This window comes from Streptomyces sp. NPDC032126, assembly GCF_055580085.1.
In genome coordinates this window covers 887,484-905,911 of record NZ_JBVIMA010000001.1, presented here as the reverse complement: position 1 = coordinate 905,911, position 18,428 = coordinate 887,484, and the positions used below count along the sequence as shown (strand labels likewise).

At 72.0% G+C, this 18,428-nt stretch carries 17 protein-coding genes; 1 reads left to right on the top strand and 16 read right to left on the bottom strand.

All coding sequences use genetic code 11. The features are described 5' to 3' along the window. Positions 1 to 11: 11 nt before the first annotated feature. From ispG to ACZ5NW_RS03750, 16 genes are all read right to left on the bottom strand, one after another. Positions 12 to 1,145, bottom strand: a complete 1,134-nt coding sequence (ispG, locus tag ACZ5NW_RS03825) for a flavodoxin-dependent (E)-4-hydroxy-3-methylbut-2-enyl-diphosphate synthase (protein ID WP_468742086.1) — start codon at positions 1,143 to 1,145, stop codon at positions 12 to 14. 4 nt (positions 1,146 to 1,149) lie between these two features. Beyond that, on the bottom strand, positions 1,150 to 2,172 hold the full coding sequence (gene hpnH / locus ACZ5NW_RS03820) for an adenosyl-hopene transferase HpnH (RefSeq protein ID WP_468742085.1): 1,023 nt from the start codon (positions 2,170 to 2,172) through the stop codon (positions 1,150 to 1,152). Between the two features lie 5 nt (positions 2,173 to 2,177). Then, entirely contained in the window at positions 2,178 to 2,822 is a 645-nt protein-coding gene (locus ACZ5NW_RS03815; protein WP_468742084.1) for a phosphorylase family protein, read from the bottom strand. Then, positions 2,822 to 4,903 (bottom strand): squalene--hopene cyclase, encoded by a 2,082-nt coding sequence (gene shc, locus ACZ5NW_RS03810; protein ID WP_468742083.1) that lies wholly within the window; start codon positions 4,901 to 4,903, stop codon positions 2,822 to 2,824. The genes ACZ5NW_RS03815 and shc overlap by 1 nt, the downstream gene beginning before the upstream one ends. A gap of 119 nt (positions 4,904 to 5,022) precedes the next feature. Beyond that, positions 5,023 to 6,087, bottom strand: coding sequence for a polyprenyl synthetase family protein (locus ACZ5NW_RS03805; RefSeq protein ID WP_468742978.1), 1,065 nt, complete (start codon positions 6,085 to 6,087; stop codon positions 5,023 to 5,025). A gap of 68 nt (positions 6,088 to 6,155) precedes the next feature. After that, the gene (gene hpnE / locus ACZ5NW_RS03800; protein ID WP_468742082.1) at positions 6,156 to 7,586 is read right to left on the bottom strand and encodes a hydroxysqualene dehydroxylase HpnE; all 1,431 of its coding nucleotides are present in this window, start codon (positions 7,584 to 7,586) and stop codon (positions 6,156 to 6,158) included. Then, on the bottom strand, positions 7,583 to 7,735 hold the full coding sequence (locus ACZ5NW_RS03795) for a DUF6380 family protein (protein WP_468742081.1): 153 nt from the start codon (positions 7,733 to 7,735) through the stop codon (positions 7,583 to 7,585). Before ACZ5NW_RS03795 ends, hpnE begins: the two co-directional genes overlap by 4 nt. Beyond that, positions 7,735 to 8,685: a presqualene diphosphate synthase HpnD gene (gene hpnD / locus ACZ5NW_RS03790; RefSeq protein WP_468742080.1), complete on the bottom strand. Its 951-nt coding sequence runs from the start codon at positions 8,683 to 8,685 to the stop codon at positions 7,735 to 7,737. Before hpnD ends, ACZ5NW_RS03795 begins: the two co-directional genes overlap by 1 nt. Further along, positions 8,682 to 9,584, bottom strand: coding sequence for a squalene synthase HpnC (hpnC, locus tag ACZ5NW_RS03785; RefSeq protein WP_468742079.1), 903 nt, complete (start codon positions 9,582 to 9,584; stop codon positions 8,682 to 8,684). Before hpnC ends, hpnD begins: the two co-directional genes overlap by 4 nt. A gap of 377 nt (positions 9,585 to 9,961) precedes the next feature. Continuing rightward, positions 9,962 to 10,750, bottom strand: a complete 789-nt coding sequence (locus ACZ5NW_RS03780) for an ABC transporter ATP-binding protein (protein ID WP_468742078.1) — start codon at positions 10,748 to 10,750, stop codon at positions 9,962 to 9,964. After that, positions 10,743 to 11,672 (bottom strand): ABC transporter permease, encoded by a 930-nt coding sequence (locus ACZ5NW_RS03775; protein ID WP_468742077.1) that lies wholly within the window; start codon positions 11,670 to 11,672, stop codon positions 10,743 to 10,745. The genes ACZ5NW_RS03780 and ACZ5NW_RS03775 overlap by 8 nt, the downstream gene beginning before the upstream one ends. 96 nt (positions 11,673 to 11,768) lie before the next feature. After that, a complete protein-coding gene (locus tag ACZ5NW_RS03770; protein WP_468742977.1) occupies positions 11,769 to 12,641 on the bottom strand; it encodes a glycosyltransferase family 2 protein in 873 nt (290 codons plus the stop codon). Between the two features lie 8 nt (positions 12,642 to 12,649). After that, positions 12,650 to 13,429 (bottom strand): CDP-alcohol phosphatidyltransferase family protein, encoded by a 780-nt coding sequence (locus tag ACZ5NW_RS03765; RefSeq protein ID WP_468742076.1) that lies wholly within the window; start codon positions 13,427 to 13,429, stop codon positions 12,650 to 12,652. Beyond that, positions 13,407 to 14,468, bottom strand: coding sequence for an iron-containing alcohol dehydrogenase family protein (locus ACZ5NW_RS03760; protein WP_468742075.1), 1,062 nt, complete (start codon positions 14,466 to 14,468; stop codon positions 13,407 to 13,409). Before ACZ5NW_RS03760 ends, ACZ5NW_RS03765 begins: the two co-directional genes overlap by 23 nt. Continuing rightward, positions 14,456 to 15,208 carry a phosphocholine cytidylyltransferase family protein gene (locus ACZ5NW_RS03755; RefSeq protein WP_468742074.1) on the bottom strand — a complete coding sequence of 251 codons (753 nt, stop codon included), beginning with the start codon at positions 15,206 to 15,208 and terminating at the stop codon, positions 14,456 to 14,458. Before ACZ5NW_RS03755 ends, ACZ5NW_RS03760 begins: the two co-directional genes overlap by 13 nt. Then, positions 15,205 to 16,998 carry a DUF5941 domain-containing protein gene (locus ACZ5NW_RS03750; protein WP_468742073.1) on the bottom strand — a complete coding sequence of 598 codons (1,794 nt, stop codon included), beginning with the start codon at positions 16,996 to 16,998 and terminating at the stop codon, positions 15,205 to 15,207. The genes ACZ5NW_RS03755 and ACZ5NW_RS03750 overlap by 4 nt, the downstream gene beginning before the upstream one ends. A gap of 302 nt (positions 16,999 to 17,300) precedes the next feature. Here ACZ5NW_RS03750 and galE point away from each other — a divergent pair, with 302 nt between their 5' ends. Continuing rightward, positions 17,301 to 18,266, top strand: a complete 966-nt coding sequence (gene galE / locus ACZ5NW_RS03745) for a UDP-glucose 4-epimerase GalE (RefSeq protein WP_468742072.1) — start codon at positions 17,301 to 17,303, stop codon at positions 18,264 to 18,266. Positions 18,267 to 18,428: the final 162 nt, after the last annotated feature.

Sequence of the window (18,428 nt, the reverse complement as noted above, 5' to 3'; positions counted from 1 at the left end):
TCGTTCTCGGTTCACTCCGACCGCTGCGCCGGCTCCGACTGCTCCGCCAGCCTCATGGCCTCCTCGATCAGCGTCTCGACGATCTTCGACTCGGGCACGGTCCTGACGACCTCGCCCTTGACGAAGATCTGACCCTTGCCGTTGCCGGAGGCGACGCCGAGGTCGGCCTCGCGGGCCTCCCCCGGCCCGTTGACGACACAGCCCATGACCGCGACGCGCAGCGGCACCTCCATGCCGTCCAGGCCCGCGGTGACCTCGTCGGCGAGCTTGTAGACGTCGACCTGGGCGCGCCCGCAGGACGGGCAGGAGACGATCTCCAGCCGCCGCTGCCTGAGGCCCAGGGACTCCAGGATCTGGATGCCGACCTTGACCTCCTCGGCGGGCGGCGCGGACAGCGACACCCGGATCGTGTCGCCGATGCCCCGGCTGAGCAGCGCGCCGAAGGCCACGGCCGACTTGATCGTGCCCTGGAAGGCCGGGCCGGCCTCGGTGACGCCGAGGTGGAGGGGGTAGTCGCACTCCTCCGCGAGCTGCCGGTACGCCTCGATCATCACGACCGGGTCGTTGTGCTTGACCGAGATCTTGATGTCCCGGAAGCCGTGCTCCTCGAAGAGGGACGCCTCCCACAGCGCGCTCTCGACCAGCGCCTCCGGCGTCGCCCGGCCGTACTTCTGGAGCAGCCGCCGGTCCAGGGAGCCGGCGTTGACGCCGATGCGGATCGGGGTGCCGTGGTCGCGTGCGGCGCGCGCGATCTCCTTCACCTGGTCGTCGAACTTCTTGATGTTGCCCGGGTTCACGCGCACCGCCGCGCAGCCCGCCTCGATCGCCGCGAACACGTACTTCGGCTGGAAGTGGATGTCCGCGATCACCGGGATCTGCGATTTGCGGGCGATGGTCGCCAGGACGTCCGCGTCGTCCTGCGTGGGGCAGGCGACGCGGACGATCTGGCAGCCGGACGCGGTGAGTTCGGCGATCTGCTGCAAGGTGGCGCCGACGTCCGAGGTACGGGTGGTGGTCATCGACTGCACCGATACGGGGGCCCCGCCCCCGACGGCCACCGGGCCGACATGGATCTGCCGCGCGACACGCCGCTCGGCGATCGGCCGGGCCGGTACCTCGGGAACGCCCAAGGGGACGGCCGTCATCGCGTCACTCCCGGTTCCCGTTGACCGTCTCGCGCAGCGCCCGCAGGGACTCCTTCAGCGACCCCATGGTGGCGAGGACGGCGGTGGGCTCGTAGCCGCAGTGGGCCATGCAGTTGTCGCAGCGCGGGTCCTTGCCGCGGCCGTACTTGTCCCAGTCGGTGTCCTCGACGAGTTCGCGGTACGTGGGCACGTAGCCGTCGCTCATCAGGTAGCAGGGGCGCTGCCAGCCGAACAGCGAGTAGTTGGGGATCGCCCAGGCCGTGCAGGGGAAGTCGACCTTGCCCTCCAGGAAGTCCAGGAAGAGCGGGGAGTGGTTGAGCCGCCAGCGGCGCCGGTTGCCGCCCGCGAAGGACTTCTTGAACAGCTCGCGGGTCTGCTCGACCCCGAGGAAGTGCTCCTGGTCGGGCGCCTTCTCGTAGGCGTAGGCGGGCGAGATCATCATCTCGTCGACCTCCAGGTCGTCGTTGAGGTAGTCGAGGACCTCGACGACGGTCTGGGGGGTGTCGGTGTTGAAGAAGGTGGAGTTGGTGGTCACCCGGAAACCGCGCCGCTTGGCCTCCTTGATGGCCTCCACCGCCTCGTCGAACACGCCCTCCTTCGCCACCGACTCGTCGTGCCGCTCCCGCAGCCCGTCGATGTGCACGGTGAACGCGAAGTACGGCGAGGGCGTGAACCGGTCGAGCTTCTTGCGCAGCAGCAGGGCATTGGTGCACAGGAAGACGAACTTCTTGCGCGCCACCAACTGCCGTACGATCTCGTCGATCTGAGGGTGCATCAGCGGCTCGCCGCCCGCGATCGACACCATCGGCGCCCCGGACTCCAGGACCGCTCCCACGGCCTGCGCCACCGGCATGCGCTGCTTCAGCACCCCCGCCGGGTGCTGGATCTTTCCGCAGCCCTCACACTTCAGGTTGCAGGCGAAAAGAGGTTCAAGCTCGACGATCAGCGGAAACTTGTCCCGCCTGCGGAGCTTCTGTTCGGCCAAGTAAGTCGCGACCTTGATGGACTGACGCAGCGGCATGGCCATCTGGCTCACCTCCTGGGGAGCAACACATTACGGTGCCATTCGAAGAAAGCAGGCAGGACGGATCGAAGAACGCGGAATGCCGATATTCCACCGCGCACCGTGCCGATCCGGACAAGTTCATGTTCTGGAGCGTCCACGACCACCCGCACGGCCGCAACCGGGCGCTCGCCTGCGCGAACGGCGCTCAGAAGCGTGGCCGCGGACTCCATGTCCACGGCGATCGCGCCGGTCGCCAGCAGGTCGGACCGCTCGGGTCCGCGCACCACGTGGTCGGAACCGGTCAGGGGACCGGTGTGGACCGTGCGCCCCGGCAGGGTGCGCACGAGTTCCTTGACGAGCAGCTCGGTGCCGACGCACGGCACGGTGCCGCGCGGATCCCGGGTCTCCTCGGCGACGACCAGGTCGCCGGGGTGCATGCCGGGGGCCAGCCCCGCGCAGAAGCCGGTGGCGAGCACCACCGCTCCGGCCAGCGCCGGATCGGCCAGCACCCGGGTCACCGAGCGTTCGGCCGCCCGGGGCCCCATCCCGGTGCGCAGGACGGTGACGGGCCCGCCGGCGCCGTCGCGGTCGCCGGTGCGCAGGGCGAGGTGCTCGATGCCGAGCGCGCAGGCGATCAGCAACGGCGGGACCGGGGCGGGCTGCGCGCTCATCAGCCCCCCTGGGCCTCTGCGGAGACCGGCTCGGCGGACCCGGCCTCCGCGGAGAGGGGCTCGGCGGAGACACCCCGGGCGAGGGGCGCCCCGTCGCCGGTCCGCTGGGCGAACGGCTCCCCGTTCACGTACCGGCCCAGGGCCGTCAGCGGGAAGACCTGGCGGTAGAGGTGGTAGTTGATGGAGAAGTCCCAGGGGAAACCCGTGCCGGTGAAGTACGGCTCGTCCCAGGTGCCGTCCTCGCGCTGGGTCTCCGCCAGCCACTGGACGCCGCGCTCGACGGCCTTGGACTCCCGCTCCCCCGCCGACAGCAGCGCGAGCAGCGCCCACGCCGTCTGCGAGGCGGTGGAGGCGCCCCGGCCGCTCCACTTGGTGGAGTCCTTGTAGGAGCGCAGGTCCTCCCCCCAGCCCCCGTCGTCGTTCTGCACACGCTCCAGCCAGGCCACCGCCCGCCGGATCGCGGGGTGCTGGCCGGGCAGTCCGGCGGCGGCCAGCGCGGGCACCACCGAGCCGGTGCCGTAGATGTAGTTGACGCCCCAGCGCCCGAACCACGAGCCGTCCGGCTCCTGTTCGGACAGCAGCCAGGCGATGCCCCGCCGGGTGCGCGGATCGTGGGAGAGCCCCTCGACGGCGAGCATCTCCACGACGTGCGCGGTGACATCGGCGGACGGCGGGTCGATGACCTCGCCGAAGTCGCAGAACGGCATGCGGTTGGGGAAGGGGCTGGTGTTGTCGACGTCGAAGGCCCCCCAGGCGCCGTTCCTCGACTGCATCCCGAGGTTCCAGCGCACCCCGCGCGCGATCGCGTTCTCCATCCGCTCCGGGTCGTGGTGCCGCACCCGGCGCAGCGCCAGGACGACCTCGGCGGTGTCGTCGATGTCGGGGTAGTTGTCGTTGTGGAACTCGAACGCCCAGCCGCCCGGCGGCAGCCCCGGCCGGCGCACGGACCAGTCGCCGGGCCGCACGATCTGCTCGCCGAGCATCCAGTCGGCCGCCTTGACCAGCTGCGGATGGTCGGCGGGCACCCCCGCGTCGGCGAGCGCGATGGTCGCCAGGCAGGTGTCCCACACCGGCGACTGGCACGCCTCGATCATCCGCGACCCGTCCTCGCGCCACACCGCGTACCGGTCGAGGGACGCGAGGCCGGCGCGCATCACGGGGTGTTCGAGGTCGTAGCCGAGCAGGTGCAGCGCGATCACCGAGTACACGGCGGGCGGCTGGATGCCGCCCCAGCAGCCGTCGTTCTCCTGGCGCTCGATGATCCAGCGGGCGGCGGAGTTCAGCGCGGCCTTGCGCAGCCGGCGCACCGCGACGGACCGGTAGCCGCGCACGACCTTGTCGAGCCGTTGGAAGAGACCGTCCCAACTCCCCACCGGGGCCAGCGGCTTGGGCGGATTGGGCACGGCGGGGTCGGTGTGCAGCTCGTCCAGCGCGAAGGGGGCGGGGCGCACCGGGCGCTTGGCGGAGACGACGGTCAGCGGGACGATCGTCTGCCGCGCCCAGCAGCCGAAGTTGTAGATGCTGAGCGGGAACCACTTGGGGAAGTAGAGGAGTTCCGGCGGGAGTTCGGGCAGGTCCTCCCACTTCCACCAGCCGAACAGGGCCAGCCAGATCCGGGTGAAGACCCGCGCGGAGGCGATCCCGCCCCGGTCGCGGACCCAGGCGGACGCCCTCGCCATGTGGGGGTCGTCGGGAGCGTCACCGGCCAGCCGCAGCGCGACGTACGCCTCGATGGTGGCGGAGAGTTCGCCCGGCCCGCCGTAGAAGGTGGCCCAGGCGCCGTCCTCGCGCTGCTGTCCGCGGATGAAGAGCGCGGCCGCCCGGGTGGTCGACTCGTCGCGGATGCCCAGGAACTGACGGAGCAGCAGGTCCTCGGCGTCCATGGTGACGTTCGTCTCCAGGTCGCCCTTCCACCAGCCCTCGGCGTCCTGCTGGGCGAGCAGGTGATCGGTGGCGCGTCGCATCGCGCGCCGGGCGGCTTCGTGCACCCCGGCCGCCACGGGGGTGGTGATGTCGGTTTCGCTGGCCGAGGCAGCGCGGGGCTGGAGGGCCCCGGTGCTTCCGTCGGTCGTCGCTGTCATGGCTTCCCCTTCGTGCAGTCGTGCAAGTCGTGCTGCTGTGGGTCCGCCGTCGGCCGGTGCGCATCGGGTGCCCGGGGCACCGGCCGGCGACTACGCGAGGGCTATTCGACCGATAGTGATCATCTCTTTCGTACGACGACGAAGTCGGCGAGCGCCGTGAACCGCGCCCGCACCTGCTCGGGCATGTCGACGGCGTCGAGGGCTTCCAGGGCGATGGTGTGCTGACGGCGTGCCTCTTCGGCGGTCCACTCCCGGCCGCCCGCCTCCTCGATCAGGGCGGCGCGGGCGGCGAACTCCTCCTCGGAGAAGTTCTCGAAGTCGCTGCTCTTGGCGTCGGCGGCGAGGATCTCGCCGAGCCGCTCGGAGGCGTCGCCGCCCGCCGCGAGCGCGGCCACCACCGGGAGGGACTTCTTGCGCTGGCGCAGATCGCTCCAGGTCTGCTTGCCGGTGGCCTCCGGGTCGCCCCAGATGCCGAGGAGGTCGTCGACGGCCTGGAAGGCGAGGCCGAGGTGGTAGCCGTACTTCTCCAGCGCCTCGGCGGTGCGCTCGTCGGCGCCGCCGAGGACCGCGCCGATGGAACTGGCGCAGGCCAGCAGGGCGCCCGTCTTGTTGCCCTCCATCTCCAGGCACTCCTCGACGCTGACCCGGTCGCGGTGCTCGTAGGAGATGTCCTGTGCCTGACCGTCGATCAGGGCGCGGGTGGCGGCGGTCAGCCGGCGCGCGGCGCGTCCGGCCTCGGCCGAGCCGAGTTCCAGCAGCACCTCGTAGGCCAGGGCGAACAGGGCGTCGCCGACCAGGATGGCCTGGGCGGGGCCGTGCACCTTCCACACCGTGTCGCGGTGGCGGCGCTGCTCGTCGCCGTCCATCAGGTCGTCGTGCAGCAGCGAGAAGTTGTGGACCAGCTCGACCGCGACCGCGCCGGGGACACCGGTCTCCGGGGTGGCCCCGGTGACCTCCGCGGACAGCACGGCCAGGGCGGGGCGCACCGCCTTGCCGCCGTCGCCGGCGGTGGGGTTGCCGTGGGCGTCGATCCAGCCGAAGTGGTAGGCGGCGACCGTGTCCATGGGTGGGGCCAGGCGATCGACGGCCGCCCGCAGCACCGGTGTGGCCAGGGTCCGGCCACGCTCCAGGAGCGCGGACACGTCCACCGCGTTCCTTCGAGCGGCCGCGGAGGCCGGGGGCACAGTGGGCACAGTTTCTCCTCTTGTTGCGATACCGGAGGTGCGGGAGCCGGCCCCACCGAGATCGGTGCTCACGCCGCCTCCCCGAAGAAGTCCGGGAGACGGTCACGGGACCGGCCCAGGGCGCCGAGCGCCGCCTCGGCCGCGCTCACACCGCTGCGGACCGCACTCTCCATGGTCGCGGGCCACCCGGTGGCGGTCCACGCTCCGGCCAGGTACAGGCCGGGGGCCTTGGTGCGGGCGCCGGGCCGCAGACGCCCGACGCCGGGGGCGGGAGCGAACGTGGCGGTGCGCTCCCGGGTGACGAAGAAGTCCTTCACCCCGGCGCCGCGGGCGCGCGGCAGCAGCTTCTCCAGCTCGGGCAGATAGCGCTCGCGCAGCGCGGCGACGGGCGCCTCGATGTCGTCGTGCGCGGCGGACTGCGACAGGGCGAGGTACTGTCCGGCGCTCAGCCCGGAGGCGTCGGTGCGGTCGAAGACCCACTGGACCGGGGTGCCGAGGGCGGCGAGGAAGGGGGCGTCGAGGACCTTGCGGTCGTAGACGACGTGCACGTTGAGGATCGGCGCGGTGCCGATCTCCAGGAGTTTCCCGGGGGCGTCGAGGGCGCCGGCGGGCAGCAGGTCGTACGCCTCGCGCTGGGGTACGGCGAGGACGACGGCGTCGGCGCGGAGCGTCTCGCCGGGAACCTGAACATTCCACGTCCCGTTCTCGTCAGTAGAGATGGAGGTGACGCGTGTACGGATCTCGGTGCGCACGCCCGCGGAGTCGAGCGCCTTGCGGGCCAGCCGGTCGTGCAGTTCGCCCAGCGGGACGCGCGCCCAGCCGATGTCGGCCGCGCCCGGGTCGGACAGCAGACCCGTCTTGAACACCATCGCGGCGAGCCCCAGCGAGGAGTCGCCCGCGACCGCGTTAAGGGTGGCGACCCCCACCAGGTCCCACAGAGCCTCGACGGCACGCGCCGACTGACCGTGCGCGGCCAGCCAGCTGCCGAAGTCCTGGGTGTCCAGGGCCGGGTCGGTGAGGTCGAGCCCCTTGAGCGCGAGCGCGGCACGGCCCACCCGGGCGCGTTCGGCGAGCGAGAGATGGGGGTAGGTGGCGAGGCTGCGTCCCAGGTGGAGGGGGACCGGCAGCGCGTCGCGCCGCAGCCGTCCCAGCCGCCGTCCCTCGGGCTTGGCGACATCGACGACGGGCACGTCGAGACGATCCTGCAGCGGTGCCAGCGCGCTGCCCTCGACCCGGTCGAGGAACCAGCGGTAGGCGGTGCAGCAGCGCAGATACACGTGCTGGCCGTTGTCGACGGTGAGGTCGCCGCGCTGGAAGGAGAAGGCCAGGCCGCCGAGTCTCGGCCTGCCCTCCAGCAGGGTGACGCGCACACCGGCGTCGGCGAGGGCGAGCGCCGCGGTGATGCCGGCCAGTCCGCCGCCGATCACGACGGCGTCCCGCCCGGGCCCGGCCGGGGAGATGCCGTCCGGCGCGCCGGACGGTCGCGTCCCGTCGCTCATCGTGCGTCCTCCCCTGGGTGCCCGCCGTGGTGCTTGAATCCCGCACGACCGGCGGTTGCCCTCAGGGACGCCGTGCCGCACCGGAGGGTTGCGTGCCGCTTTTCGCCGGTGACATCACTTTGGTCCACTTTGTCATCTGCCGCACCCATCAGCCCCGCCTCCTGACGGCCTGACGGGACACATGCCGGGTGTCCAGGCCCGACAGTCCGCGTACGGCGACGTACGCCTTCTCCCGGCCGGGCAGCGAGACCCGGCCGCGCAGCACCGCCTCGGGGTCGCGCTCGATGCGGTCCAGCAGCCGGCGGTAGATGCCGGCCATGGCGGCGACACAGGCGCCGCTGCGGCGGTCGAGCATGGGGAGCAGCCGGTAGCCCTCGGCGAAAAGGGCGCGGGCCCGTCGCACTTCGAAGTGCACGAGGCCCGCGAAGTCGGAGCCCTCCGGTGGGGTGGCCCGGTCGAACCCGGCCGAGCAGCCGAATTTCGCGAGGTCGTCGGCGGGCAGGTAGGTGCGTCCGCCCTGCGCGTCCTCGCGGACGTCCCGCAGGATGTTGGTGAGCTGGAGGGCGAGCCCGAGGGTGTCGGCGTACTCCGGTGCGCGCTCGGCGCCGCGCGCACCCGGTTCGGTGCCGAAGACGCCGAGCGAGAGCCGGCCGATGGCGCCGGCCACACAGCGGCAGTACGTCTTCAGGTCGTCCCAGGTCTCGTAGGTCTCGCCGCGCACGTCCATCAGGACGCCGTCGATCAGCTCGTCGAGGCCGTCCAGCGGGATCGGGAAGGCACGTGAGGCGTGCGCGAGGGCGACCGCGACGGGGTCGGTGTCGTCCTCGCCGACCTCACCCTCGCGGACCCGGCCGAGCACCGCCCGGGTGTCCTCCAGGCGCGCGATCTTGACCTCGTCGGCCAGCGAGCCGTCACCGATGTCGTCGACGCGCCGCGAGAACGCGTACAGCGCCGACATCGCCCGGCGCTTGGCCGTCGGCAGCAGCCTGATGCCGTAGGCGAAATTACGGGCCTGCTGTCCGGTGACGGCCTCACAGTAGCTGTAGGCGGCGAGTACCGGTGCGGACGCGTGTGCCGGAGACTCCACGGTCCGGATCACCCCTCTCCTCGCAGAGTCACGCCCACCTCGCGCAGCAGCCGGAGCTTGCCGGGCCGGGGCGGGCCGGGAAGTACGTCGTATTCGGCGGCGGCGATCGCGTGGATCGCCGCCCTTCCCCCCGCCACGAACCCTGCGAGCAGCAGCCTCAGCCTGCCGGTGACGCTACCCACCAGAGGGGCGCCTTCATTCAGGAGATCGCGGGCGCGTTGCGCTTCGCATGCAACCAGAGCGCGCACCGACGCGCTCGCGGTTTTCGCGGCGAGATCCGCCTCCCCGACGTGGAACCGCTTCATGTCCGCGGCGGGCAGGTAGACCCGGTCGCGGCCGAGGTCCTCGGTCACGTCCTGGAGGTGTTCGACGATCTGCAGCGCCGTGCAGATCGCGTCGGAGCGGCGGACCCGCTCGGGGGTCGAGGTGCCGGTGACGGCGAGGACGAGGCGGCCGACGGGGTTGGCGGACAGCTCGCAGTACGCCAGCAGGTCGTCGTAGGTCTCGTAGCGGGAGATCAGCTGGTCCTGGCGGTTGGCCGCGATCAGGCCGAGGAAGGGCTCGGGGGTGAGGGCGCGGCGGCGGACGGTGGGCTGGAGGCGGCGCAGCAGCGGGTGGCGCGGGGTGCCGTCGAAGACGCGGCGCAGGTCCGCCTCGAACGCGTCGAGCAGGACGAGGCGGTCGTCGGCGTCCTCGGGCGACACGCCGAGCAGCCGGGCGTCGGCGCCACCGGGGGCGAGGTCGCCGTCGCCGATGTCGTCGACGAGGCGGGCGAAGCCGTAGACCGCCATGAGGTCGTCGCGCCAGGCGCGCGGCAGGAAGAAGGGGGCCACGGGGAAGTTCTCGTCCGCGGCCTTGTCGAGCGTGCCGCGCTCGGGGTCGCCGGTGTGCGGCGCGGTGGTCCGGGTCATCGTTCGCTGTCCGCAGCGGGGACGGCACATGTCGCGTTGAGCTGGGGAGTTTCCGTAGCCATTGCCGTCACATCTCCCGTTCTACACTGCCGACCCAATACGCACTATTTCGGACACGCCGCCCGGTCGCACCGCGACAGCCCTGACCGGGGGTGTCGCGCATTATCGCCCTACTTGCCGCCTTTCGGGACCGGTACAGCTTACGTTGTACAACGCAGCACGGTTCGCGGGGGTGTCCTGCACATCACAACAACACACCGATTGCTGTCAAGATTCCTAAGGCGGGCCGGAGTTGACGTTTCCTTTGCAGACGCGGGGCCCCGCCGGACAGTTCCGGCCAGGCCCCGGCGGGCCCGGGCGCGTCGCCGGGGGCTCGGTCATCTGCCGGAGAACTTCTCGTACTGCTTGAGCACCTCGTCGGTCGGGCCGTCCATGCGCAGCTCGCCGCGCTCCAGCCACAGCACCCGGTCGCAGGTGTCGCGGATGGACTGGTTGCTGTGGCTGACCAGGAACACCGTGCCGGCGTGCTCGCGCAGCTCCCGCACCCGCTGCTCGGAGCGCGTGCGGAACTTCGCGTCGCCGGTGGCGAGGGCCTCGTCGATCAGGAGGACGTCGTGGTCCTTGGCCGCGGCGATGGAGAAACGCAGCCGGGCCTGCATGCCGGAGGAGTAGGTGCGCATCGGCAGGGAGATGAAGTCGCCCTTCTCGTTGATGCCGGAGAAGTCGACGATCTCCTGGTAGCGCTCCTTGATCTCCTCGCGGGACATGCCCATCGCGAGGCCGCCGAGGATGACGTTGCGCTCGCCGGTCAGGTCGCCCATCAGCGCCGCGTTCACGCCGAGGAGGGAGGGCTGGCCGTCGGTGTAGACCTTGCCGCTCTCGGGCGGCAGCAGTCCGGCGATGGCCCGCAGCAGGGTGGACTTGCCGGAGCCGTTGGAGCCGATCAGGCCGATGGCCTCGCCCCGGTGGGCGACGAAGGAGACGCCCCGTACGGCGTGCACCAGGCGCACGCCCCGCTCGGAGTCGCCGGAGCCCCGCTTGAGGATCTTGCTCAGCGCGGCCGTGGCGCTGCCCTTGCCGCCGCCGACGCCGTGCACCCGGTACACGATGTGGACGTCCTCGGCTATGACGGCGGGAATCCGCTCGCCGCTCGCGGTCTCAGCCACGGCCGTACCTCTCCTCCGCCTGCCAGAAATACACGAAACCGCCCGTCGCGAAGAGCAGGGCCCAGCCGCCCGCGACCGCCCAGACGTGGTCGGGCAGGTTGTGGGCGCCGTACCCCTCGATGAGGGCGAAGCGCATCAGGTCCATGTAGATCGCCGCCGGATTCCACTGCAGGACGTTCTCGATCCACTGCGGCTTGTCGGCCAGGAACACCGGGATGGAGAACATCACGCCGGACGCGTACATCCAGGTGCGCATCACGAACGGCATCAGCTGGGCGAGGTCCGGTACCCGCGCGCCGGCCCGGGCGAACATCAGCGCCAGGCCCGCGTTGAAGAGGAACTGCAGGGTCAGCACCGGGACGACCAGCGTCCAGGACAGGTCCGGGTAGCTGCCGAAGGCCACGGCGACCAGGACCAGGACGATCATCGAGTACAGCAGCTGCTGGAGCTGCTGGAGGGCGAAGGAGATCGGCAGCGCGGCCCTCGGGAAGTGCAGGGCCCGCACCAGGCCGAGGTTGCCGGAGATCGCGCGCACGCCGCTCATCACCGAGCTCTGGGTGAACATGAAGACGAAGACGCCGGTGACCAGGAACGGGATGTACACGTCCTTCGGCATCCCGCGGCCGGCGCCCAGGATCACCCCGAAGATCATGAAGTAGACGGCCGCGTTCAGCAGCGGCGTGGCCACCTGCCACAGCTGGCCCAGCTTCGCCTGGCTGTACTGGGCGGCCACCTTCGCCGTCGAGAAGGCCAGGATGAAGTGGCGCCGGTCCCACAGCCGGCGGACGTACTCCGGCAGGGACGGCCGGGCGCCGCTCACGGACAGCCCGTACTTCGCGGCGAGCTGCGCCGCCGTGAGGCCCTCGTCGGACGGCGGGGGCGCGCTCCTCACCGCCCCGCCGTCCTGCGTTGTGTCACTCACCAGTGGAAACCTTCGCCTTCGGGTCGCCCGGCCGGGTTGGCGGCCGGACCTTGCCGGGCCGTCGTACGGCCCGAGGTGCCCTTGGGGACGAGCTTGTCAGATGACCGGGGGCCGGCCCAGTCGGGTCAGGCGCCACACGGTGCGCCACCGCATGGGCCGGCGCGGGCCGCACGGCGTGGTCCAGCCCTCGCGGAAACCGCCGAACCACGCCTTGAGCGCGGACCGGGAGGGGCGGCGCAGCAGGGTGAGCAGCAGCCACACCCCGAGGTAGACCGGGACCAGGGGGGCGGGCAGGTTGCGGCGGGCCAGCCAGACACGGTTGCGGGCCACCATGCGGTGGTAGACGGCGTGCCGGGAGGGCGCGGTCGTCGGGTGGTACAGCACCATGTCGGACCGGTAGTCGATCATCCAGCCGGCGTCGAGGGCGCGCCAGGCGAGGTCGGTCTCCTCGTGCGCGTAGAAGAACTCGTCGGGCAGGCTGCCGACCTCGGCGAAGACCTGGGTGCGGACGGCGTTGGCGCCGCCCAGGAAGGTGGTGACCCGGGAGGAGCGCATCGGGTCGGAGGCGCGCAGCCGGGGGACGTGCCGGCGCTGGGTGACGCCCGTCTCCGGGTCGGCGATGCGGAAGCTGACGATGCCGAGCTTCGGGTCGGCCTCGAAGGCGGCGCGGCACAGCTCGGCGGTGTCGCGCCGGGCGAGCAGGCCGTCGTCGTCGAGGAAGAGCAATATGTCGACATCGCGGCCGCTGGGCCCGAAGGCCTCGATGCCGACGTTGCGGCCGCCGGGGATGCCGAGGTTCTCGGGCAGCTCGACGGTCCGCACGCCCTCGGGGACCTCCGGGACGGGCGAGCCGTTGCCGACCACGACGACCTCGACGCGGTCGCCGTCCTGCTGGGCGACCGAGTCGATCAGGGCGCGCAGTTCGTCGGGGCGGTTGCCCATGGTGATGATCACCGCGCCCACCTTCATGCCCGAGCTCACTTCAGCCTGCTGGAGGCGAGGATGGACACCAGGTGCAGCAGGGTCTGCAGCAGCGCGATACCGGCCAGCACCGCGACGCCGAGCCGGGAGAAGAACAGGTCGCCGCGGACCTGGTCGGCGATCGCGAGGACCAGGATCAGCAGGGACGCCTCGATACCGAGGATCAGCCGGTGGAACTTCAGCATGGCGGCGGCCCGGCGGGCCAGGGCCATGCCGGAGGAGCGCATCTCGGAGGCCGACTCCTGCACCGGCGGCTTCCCGGCCTGGTGGCGGGCGACGCCGACGAGGTCGGTCTCGGCCTTGATGAGAATCGCGCCGAGCGCGGCCAGCGTGCCGAGGAAGGCCCAGAGCCAGTCGATACGGCCGCTGCCCCACAGGTCGGCGGCGCGCAGCCCGAAGCCGACCAGGACGGCGGCGTCGGTGAGGTAGGCGCCGACGCGGTCCAGGTAGACGCCGTTCAGCGAGTACTGCTTCTTCCAGCGCGCGATCTCGCCGTCGACGCAGTCCAGCAGCAGGTACATCTGGACGCACACGACACCGAGCACGGCGCCCGGGATCCCCGGCACCAGCAGCGCGGGGGCCGCCAGGACACCGAAGACGGTCATCAGGTACGTGAGCTGGTTGGGCGTGACCCTGGTGTTGACCAGATAGCGGTCGACCCGCAGGGACACCTCACGCATGTAGAGGCGTCCCATCCAGTGCTCACCGCTGCGCCGGTCCTTCACCCCCGCGGGGTGGACGACCGGACGGAGTTCAGCTACCGATGGCCTTGACATAGTCGGCGTAGATGTCCTTGATCTGTTCGGTTTTGAGGTCGAGGTGTTCGAGGATCGTGTAGCGGCCGGGCCGGGTCTCGGGGGCGTACTCCACGACCCGCACGAACTCCTCGGGGGTGAAGCCGATCTCCTCCGGGAGCACCGGCAGGCCGTGGCGCCTGAGCACCCCGGCCATGTACGCCGCCTCCTCATGGGCTCCGCGCAGGTACATCGCGAAGGCCGCGCCCAGTCCGCACTGCTCGCCATGGGCGGCCGCGCGCTGCGGGAACAGCAGGTCGAAGGCGTGGTTGATCTCGTGGCAGGCGCCCGAGGACGGGCGGGAGTCGCCCGAGACCGACATGGCGATGCCGGTCAGCACCAGGGACTCGGCGAGCACCTGGAGGAAGCCGTCGTCGCCGACGCCGCCGGGGTGGCGCAGCACGGCCTCGCCGGCCTGCCGGGCCATGGCCGCGGCGAGACCGTCGATCTTCTCCCCGTTGACGCGGTGGGACAGCTCCCAGTCCGCGACGGCGGAGATGTTGGAGATGACGTCACCGATCCCGGAGCGCACGTAGCGGACGGGCGCCTCGCGGATCACGTTGAGGTCGATGACGACCGCGATCGGGTTCGGCACGCCGTACGAGCCGCGGCCCGCGTCGTTGTCGAGGGTCGCGACCGGTGAGCACAGGCCGTCGTGCGCCAGGTTGGTGGCGACGGCGACCAGGGGCAGGCCGACCCGGGCGGCGGCGAACTTGGCGCAGTCGATGATCTTCCCGCCGCCGAGGCCGACGACCGCGTCGTAGTGGCCGGCCTTTATGTCGCCGGCCAGCCGGACCGCGTCGTCGATGGTGCCGCCGCCGACCTCGTACCAGGTGGCGCCGGGGAGGGAGGGGGCGAGCCGTTCGCGCAGCCGGGCGCCGGAACCGCCGCTGACCGCGACGGCGAGCTTGCCCGACTGCGAGATGCGCTCGTCGGCGAGCACCCAGGCCAGGTCGTCGAGGGCACCCGGGCGGATGTCCACGACCACGGGCGAGGGGATGAGCCGGGTCAGTACTGGCACGCGATCTCCCGTCCGCGGGCCAGATCGTCGTGGTTGTCGATCTCGACCCACTGGACGTCGCCGATCGGCGCGACATCGATCCGGAAGCCGCGGTTCACCAGTTCCTGGTACCCGTGCTCGTAGAACTGCTGCGGGTCGGTCTCCCACACGGTCTTCAGAGCGTCCGCGAGTTCCGGGGCGGCGTCGCCCTCGATGAGGGTGACGCCGATGTACTCGCCGGTGGCCTCGGCGGGGTCCATCAGCTTGGTGATCCTCGTCATGCCCTTCTCGGGGTCGACGACGACCTTCATCTCCTCGTCGGCGAGGGACTTCACCGTGTCCACGGCGAGGATGATCCGCTTGCCGTCGCCGCGAGCGGCGAGCAGCGTCTTCTCGACGGAGACCGGGTGCACGGTGTCGCCGTTGGCGAGGATCACGCCGTCCTTGAGGGCGTCACGGCCGCACCACAGGGAGTAGGCGTTGTTCCACTCCTCGGCCTTGTCGTTGTCGATGAGGGTGAGCTTGAGGCCGTACTTCGCCTCCAGGGCCGCCTTGCGCTCGTACACGGCCTCCTTGCGGTAGCCGACGATGACCGCGACCTCGGTCAGGCCGATCTCCGCGAAGTTGGCGAGGGTGAGGTCGAGAACCGTGGGTTCGCCCTCTATGCCCGCGGGGCCCACCGGCACCAGCGCCTTGGGCAGGCTGTCGGTGTAGGGGCGCAGACGGCGTCCGGCGCCGGCCGCCAGCACGAGGCCGATCATGCGGGTTCTCCTTCATCGTGTACGGCGGGCGCCCCTGCGGACACCCAGAAGCGGATGCTCTCGACGAGCACCAGCAGGGCGACGGCCACGGCCAGGACCGTGAGCGCGACCGTGAACTGCGAGCCGGTGAGCAGCGCGGCCAGCACCGCGACGAGCAGCGTCCGCCCCTCCTGCCCCCCGACGGCGCGCACCAGCCAGGCCGGCGGCGCTCCGGCGCTGCCGCGGATGCGGTACACCGTGTCGTAGTGATGGTAGGCGACGGCCGACACCAGTCCGAAGGCCGCCGGAAGCGCCCCGTGCACGTCCGACTTCGCCGCGAGGAGCAGGACGGTGAGGTATTCACCGGCGCGGAAGAGCGGGGGGACGAGCCAGTCGAGGGCGCCCTTGAGGGGGCGGGAGACGGCCTCGGCGGACAGCAGGACGTACAGGCCGGCCAGCAGGACGACCCACCAGCTGGGCCCCCACGCCCAGGCGGCGGTCGCGACCAGGGCGGCCCCCAGGGCGGCCCCGGCCCAGGCCAGGTGCGGACCCTTGCCGCGCACGACCGGCGCGAGCGCCTGGACGAGCGGGCCGCTGTCGGCGAGGTCCGCGAGGGCCTCGGCCGCCCGGTCGGTGCGCTCGGCCCGGCGGGTCAGCGACCGCAGCACCCGGCCCGCGGTGGTGTAGGTCGCCGCGAAGGCGCAGCCGACGAGCAGTGCGTAGAAGGTGACGCGCGGGGTGGTGGCCGCGGTCAGGACGGCGATCATGGCCCATCGTTCGCCGATGGGCAGCACTATCATCCGGCGCACCCAGACCGTCCAGCCGACGCTGTCGAGCTTGTCGGAGAGGGCGGCGGTGGGGCTGGTGTTGGCGGTGGCGTCGTGGTTGGCCTCGTTGAAGGAGAAGTCCACGACGTGCCGGCAGGTCTGCAGGATCATCGCGCCCAGCGCCAGCGCCCAGACGTCGTCGCCGCCCCGGGCGGCTCCCAGGGCGAGACCGGCGTAGTAGGCGTACTCCTTGGCCCGGTCGAAGGTGGCGTCGAGCCAGGCGCCGAGCGTGGAGTACTGCAGGGAGTAGCGGGCGAGCTGGCCGTCGGTGCAGTCCAGCACGAAGGACGCTATGAGCAGCACGCCGGCCGCGATGAAGCCGGCCCGGGTGCCCGTGGCCGCGCAGCCCGCCGCGATCAGGGCGGTGAGCAGGGAGGCGGTGGTGACCTGGTTGGGAGTGAGGCCCCGGCGGGCGCACCAGCGGGCGATGTACCGCGAGTAGGGGCTGATGAAGAAGGTGGTGAAGAAGCCGTCGCGGGCCTTCACGGCCGACTTCAGGCGTACGGCCTCGTCGTCGACGGCGGCGACGGCCTGCCGTGCCTCGTTGCGGGCCTGGGGGTCGGCGGGGACGGCGGCGACCAGGGTGCCGAGCTCGGGCCGGTGCACCGCGGTGCCGTCGGCGTCGAGGGCGGTGACCAGGCGGTCGGCGAGATTGTCCACGGCGAGGGCCGTGCCGCCGCCGGCGGAGGTCTCCCGGGCCAGCGCGCGGGTCAGGGCCTCGCGGGCGTCCGGCTGGGCGGTGACGGCGCCGGGGATCGCGGCGAGCGGAAAGCGCGGGTCGGTCAGGCCGAGGCGCAGCGCGTGCGGGTGGCCGACGAAGCGCGCGTCGACGAGGGCGACGCGCTCCCCGCCCGGCACCGCGGCGAGCTGGGCCTCCGCGTCGGCCGGATCGGAGGCGAGCCGTACGTCGAAGCCGAGGTCCCGCAGGTCCGACTCGATCGACGATCCGGGGACCGACTGACCGGTGAGGATGGCGGTCGACAACCGAACTCACTCCCTGGGGTCCGGCGCGGGGGCGCCGGTGGTCTGTGTGCGTGGGGGCGCCCCTGGGCTGCTCCCGGCGGCGGCATGTCGGCAGAGGCTATCGGATGCCGGGAAGGCCGCGTTCACCGCCCGTTCAGGCCCGTTCCGGACCGCCTGCACCGGCCTGTGCCGAGATCATCATGGGCGATCGGCCCCCCGCCCCACAAACCCGGGTGCCGGTGACGCCTCGGGGGCCGGGGCGGGAGGACCGCGGCCAGGCGGGGCTGTCCCGGCCGCGTCGGGCGCGCATAGGGTGGGATGTCATGACGTGGCTGATCACCGGCGGAGCCGGTTACATAGGCGCGCACGTGGCGCGGGCGATGACGGGGGCCGGGGAGCGGGTCGTCGTGCTGGACGACCTGACGGCGGGGGTGCCCGGCCGGCTCCCGGCGGACGTCCCGCTGGTGCGGGGCTCGCTGCTGGACGCGGAGGTCCTCAAGCGGGTCCTCGCCGAGCACGCGGTGACCGGTGTGGTGCATCTCGCCGCGCGCAAGCAGGTCGGCGAGTCGGTGGCACAGCCGACCCGCTACTACCGGGAGAACCTGGGCGGTCTGGCGACCCTGCTGGACGCGACGGCCGAGGCCGGGGTGGGCCGGTTCCTGTTCTCCTCGTCCGCGGCCGTCTACGGCAACCCGGACGTGGACCTCATCACCGAGGACACCCCGTGCGCCCCGGTGAACCCGTACGGCGAGACCAAGCTGGCCGGGGAGTGGCTGGTGCGGGCGGCCGGACAGGCGCACGGGATCGCCACGACCTGCCTGCGCTACTTCAACGTCGCGGGTGCCGCCGCCCCCGAACTGGCGGACACGGGTGTCTTCAACATCGTCCCCATGGTCTTCGACCGGCTCACCCGGGACGAGGCCCCGCGGATCTTCGGCGACGACTATCCGACGCCGGACGGCACCTGCGTGCGGGACTACATCCACGTGGCCGACCTGGCCGAGGCCCATCTGGCGGCGGCCCGCCGGCTCGCGGACGCGTCCGGGGACCTGACCGTGAACATCGGCCGGGGCGAGGGCGTGTCCGTACGGGAGCTGGTCACGCTGATCGGCGAGGTGACCGGCGACACCCGCGCGCCGGTCGTCGAGGGCCGGCGGCCCGGGGACGCGCCGCGGGCCGTGGCGTCGGCGGAGCGGGCGGCGCGGGAGCTGGGCTGGACCGCGCGGCGCGGGGTGCGCGAGATGGTCGAGTCGGCGTGGCAGGGCTGGGTGTCGCATCGCGCCGAGTGAGCTGGGGGCGCCCTGACCTGCGGTTCGTCCCACGGTTCGTTTACGCAGGTCAGGGCACATGACAACGGTGTTCAGTGCCGCGTTGCCCGATACCCCCCACCCGTAGTTCACTGAAGGCGCGGAGGGCATCGCCCACCGCGCCGGGCGAGCGATGGAGGGCGG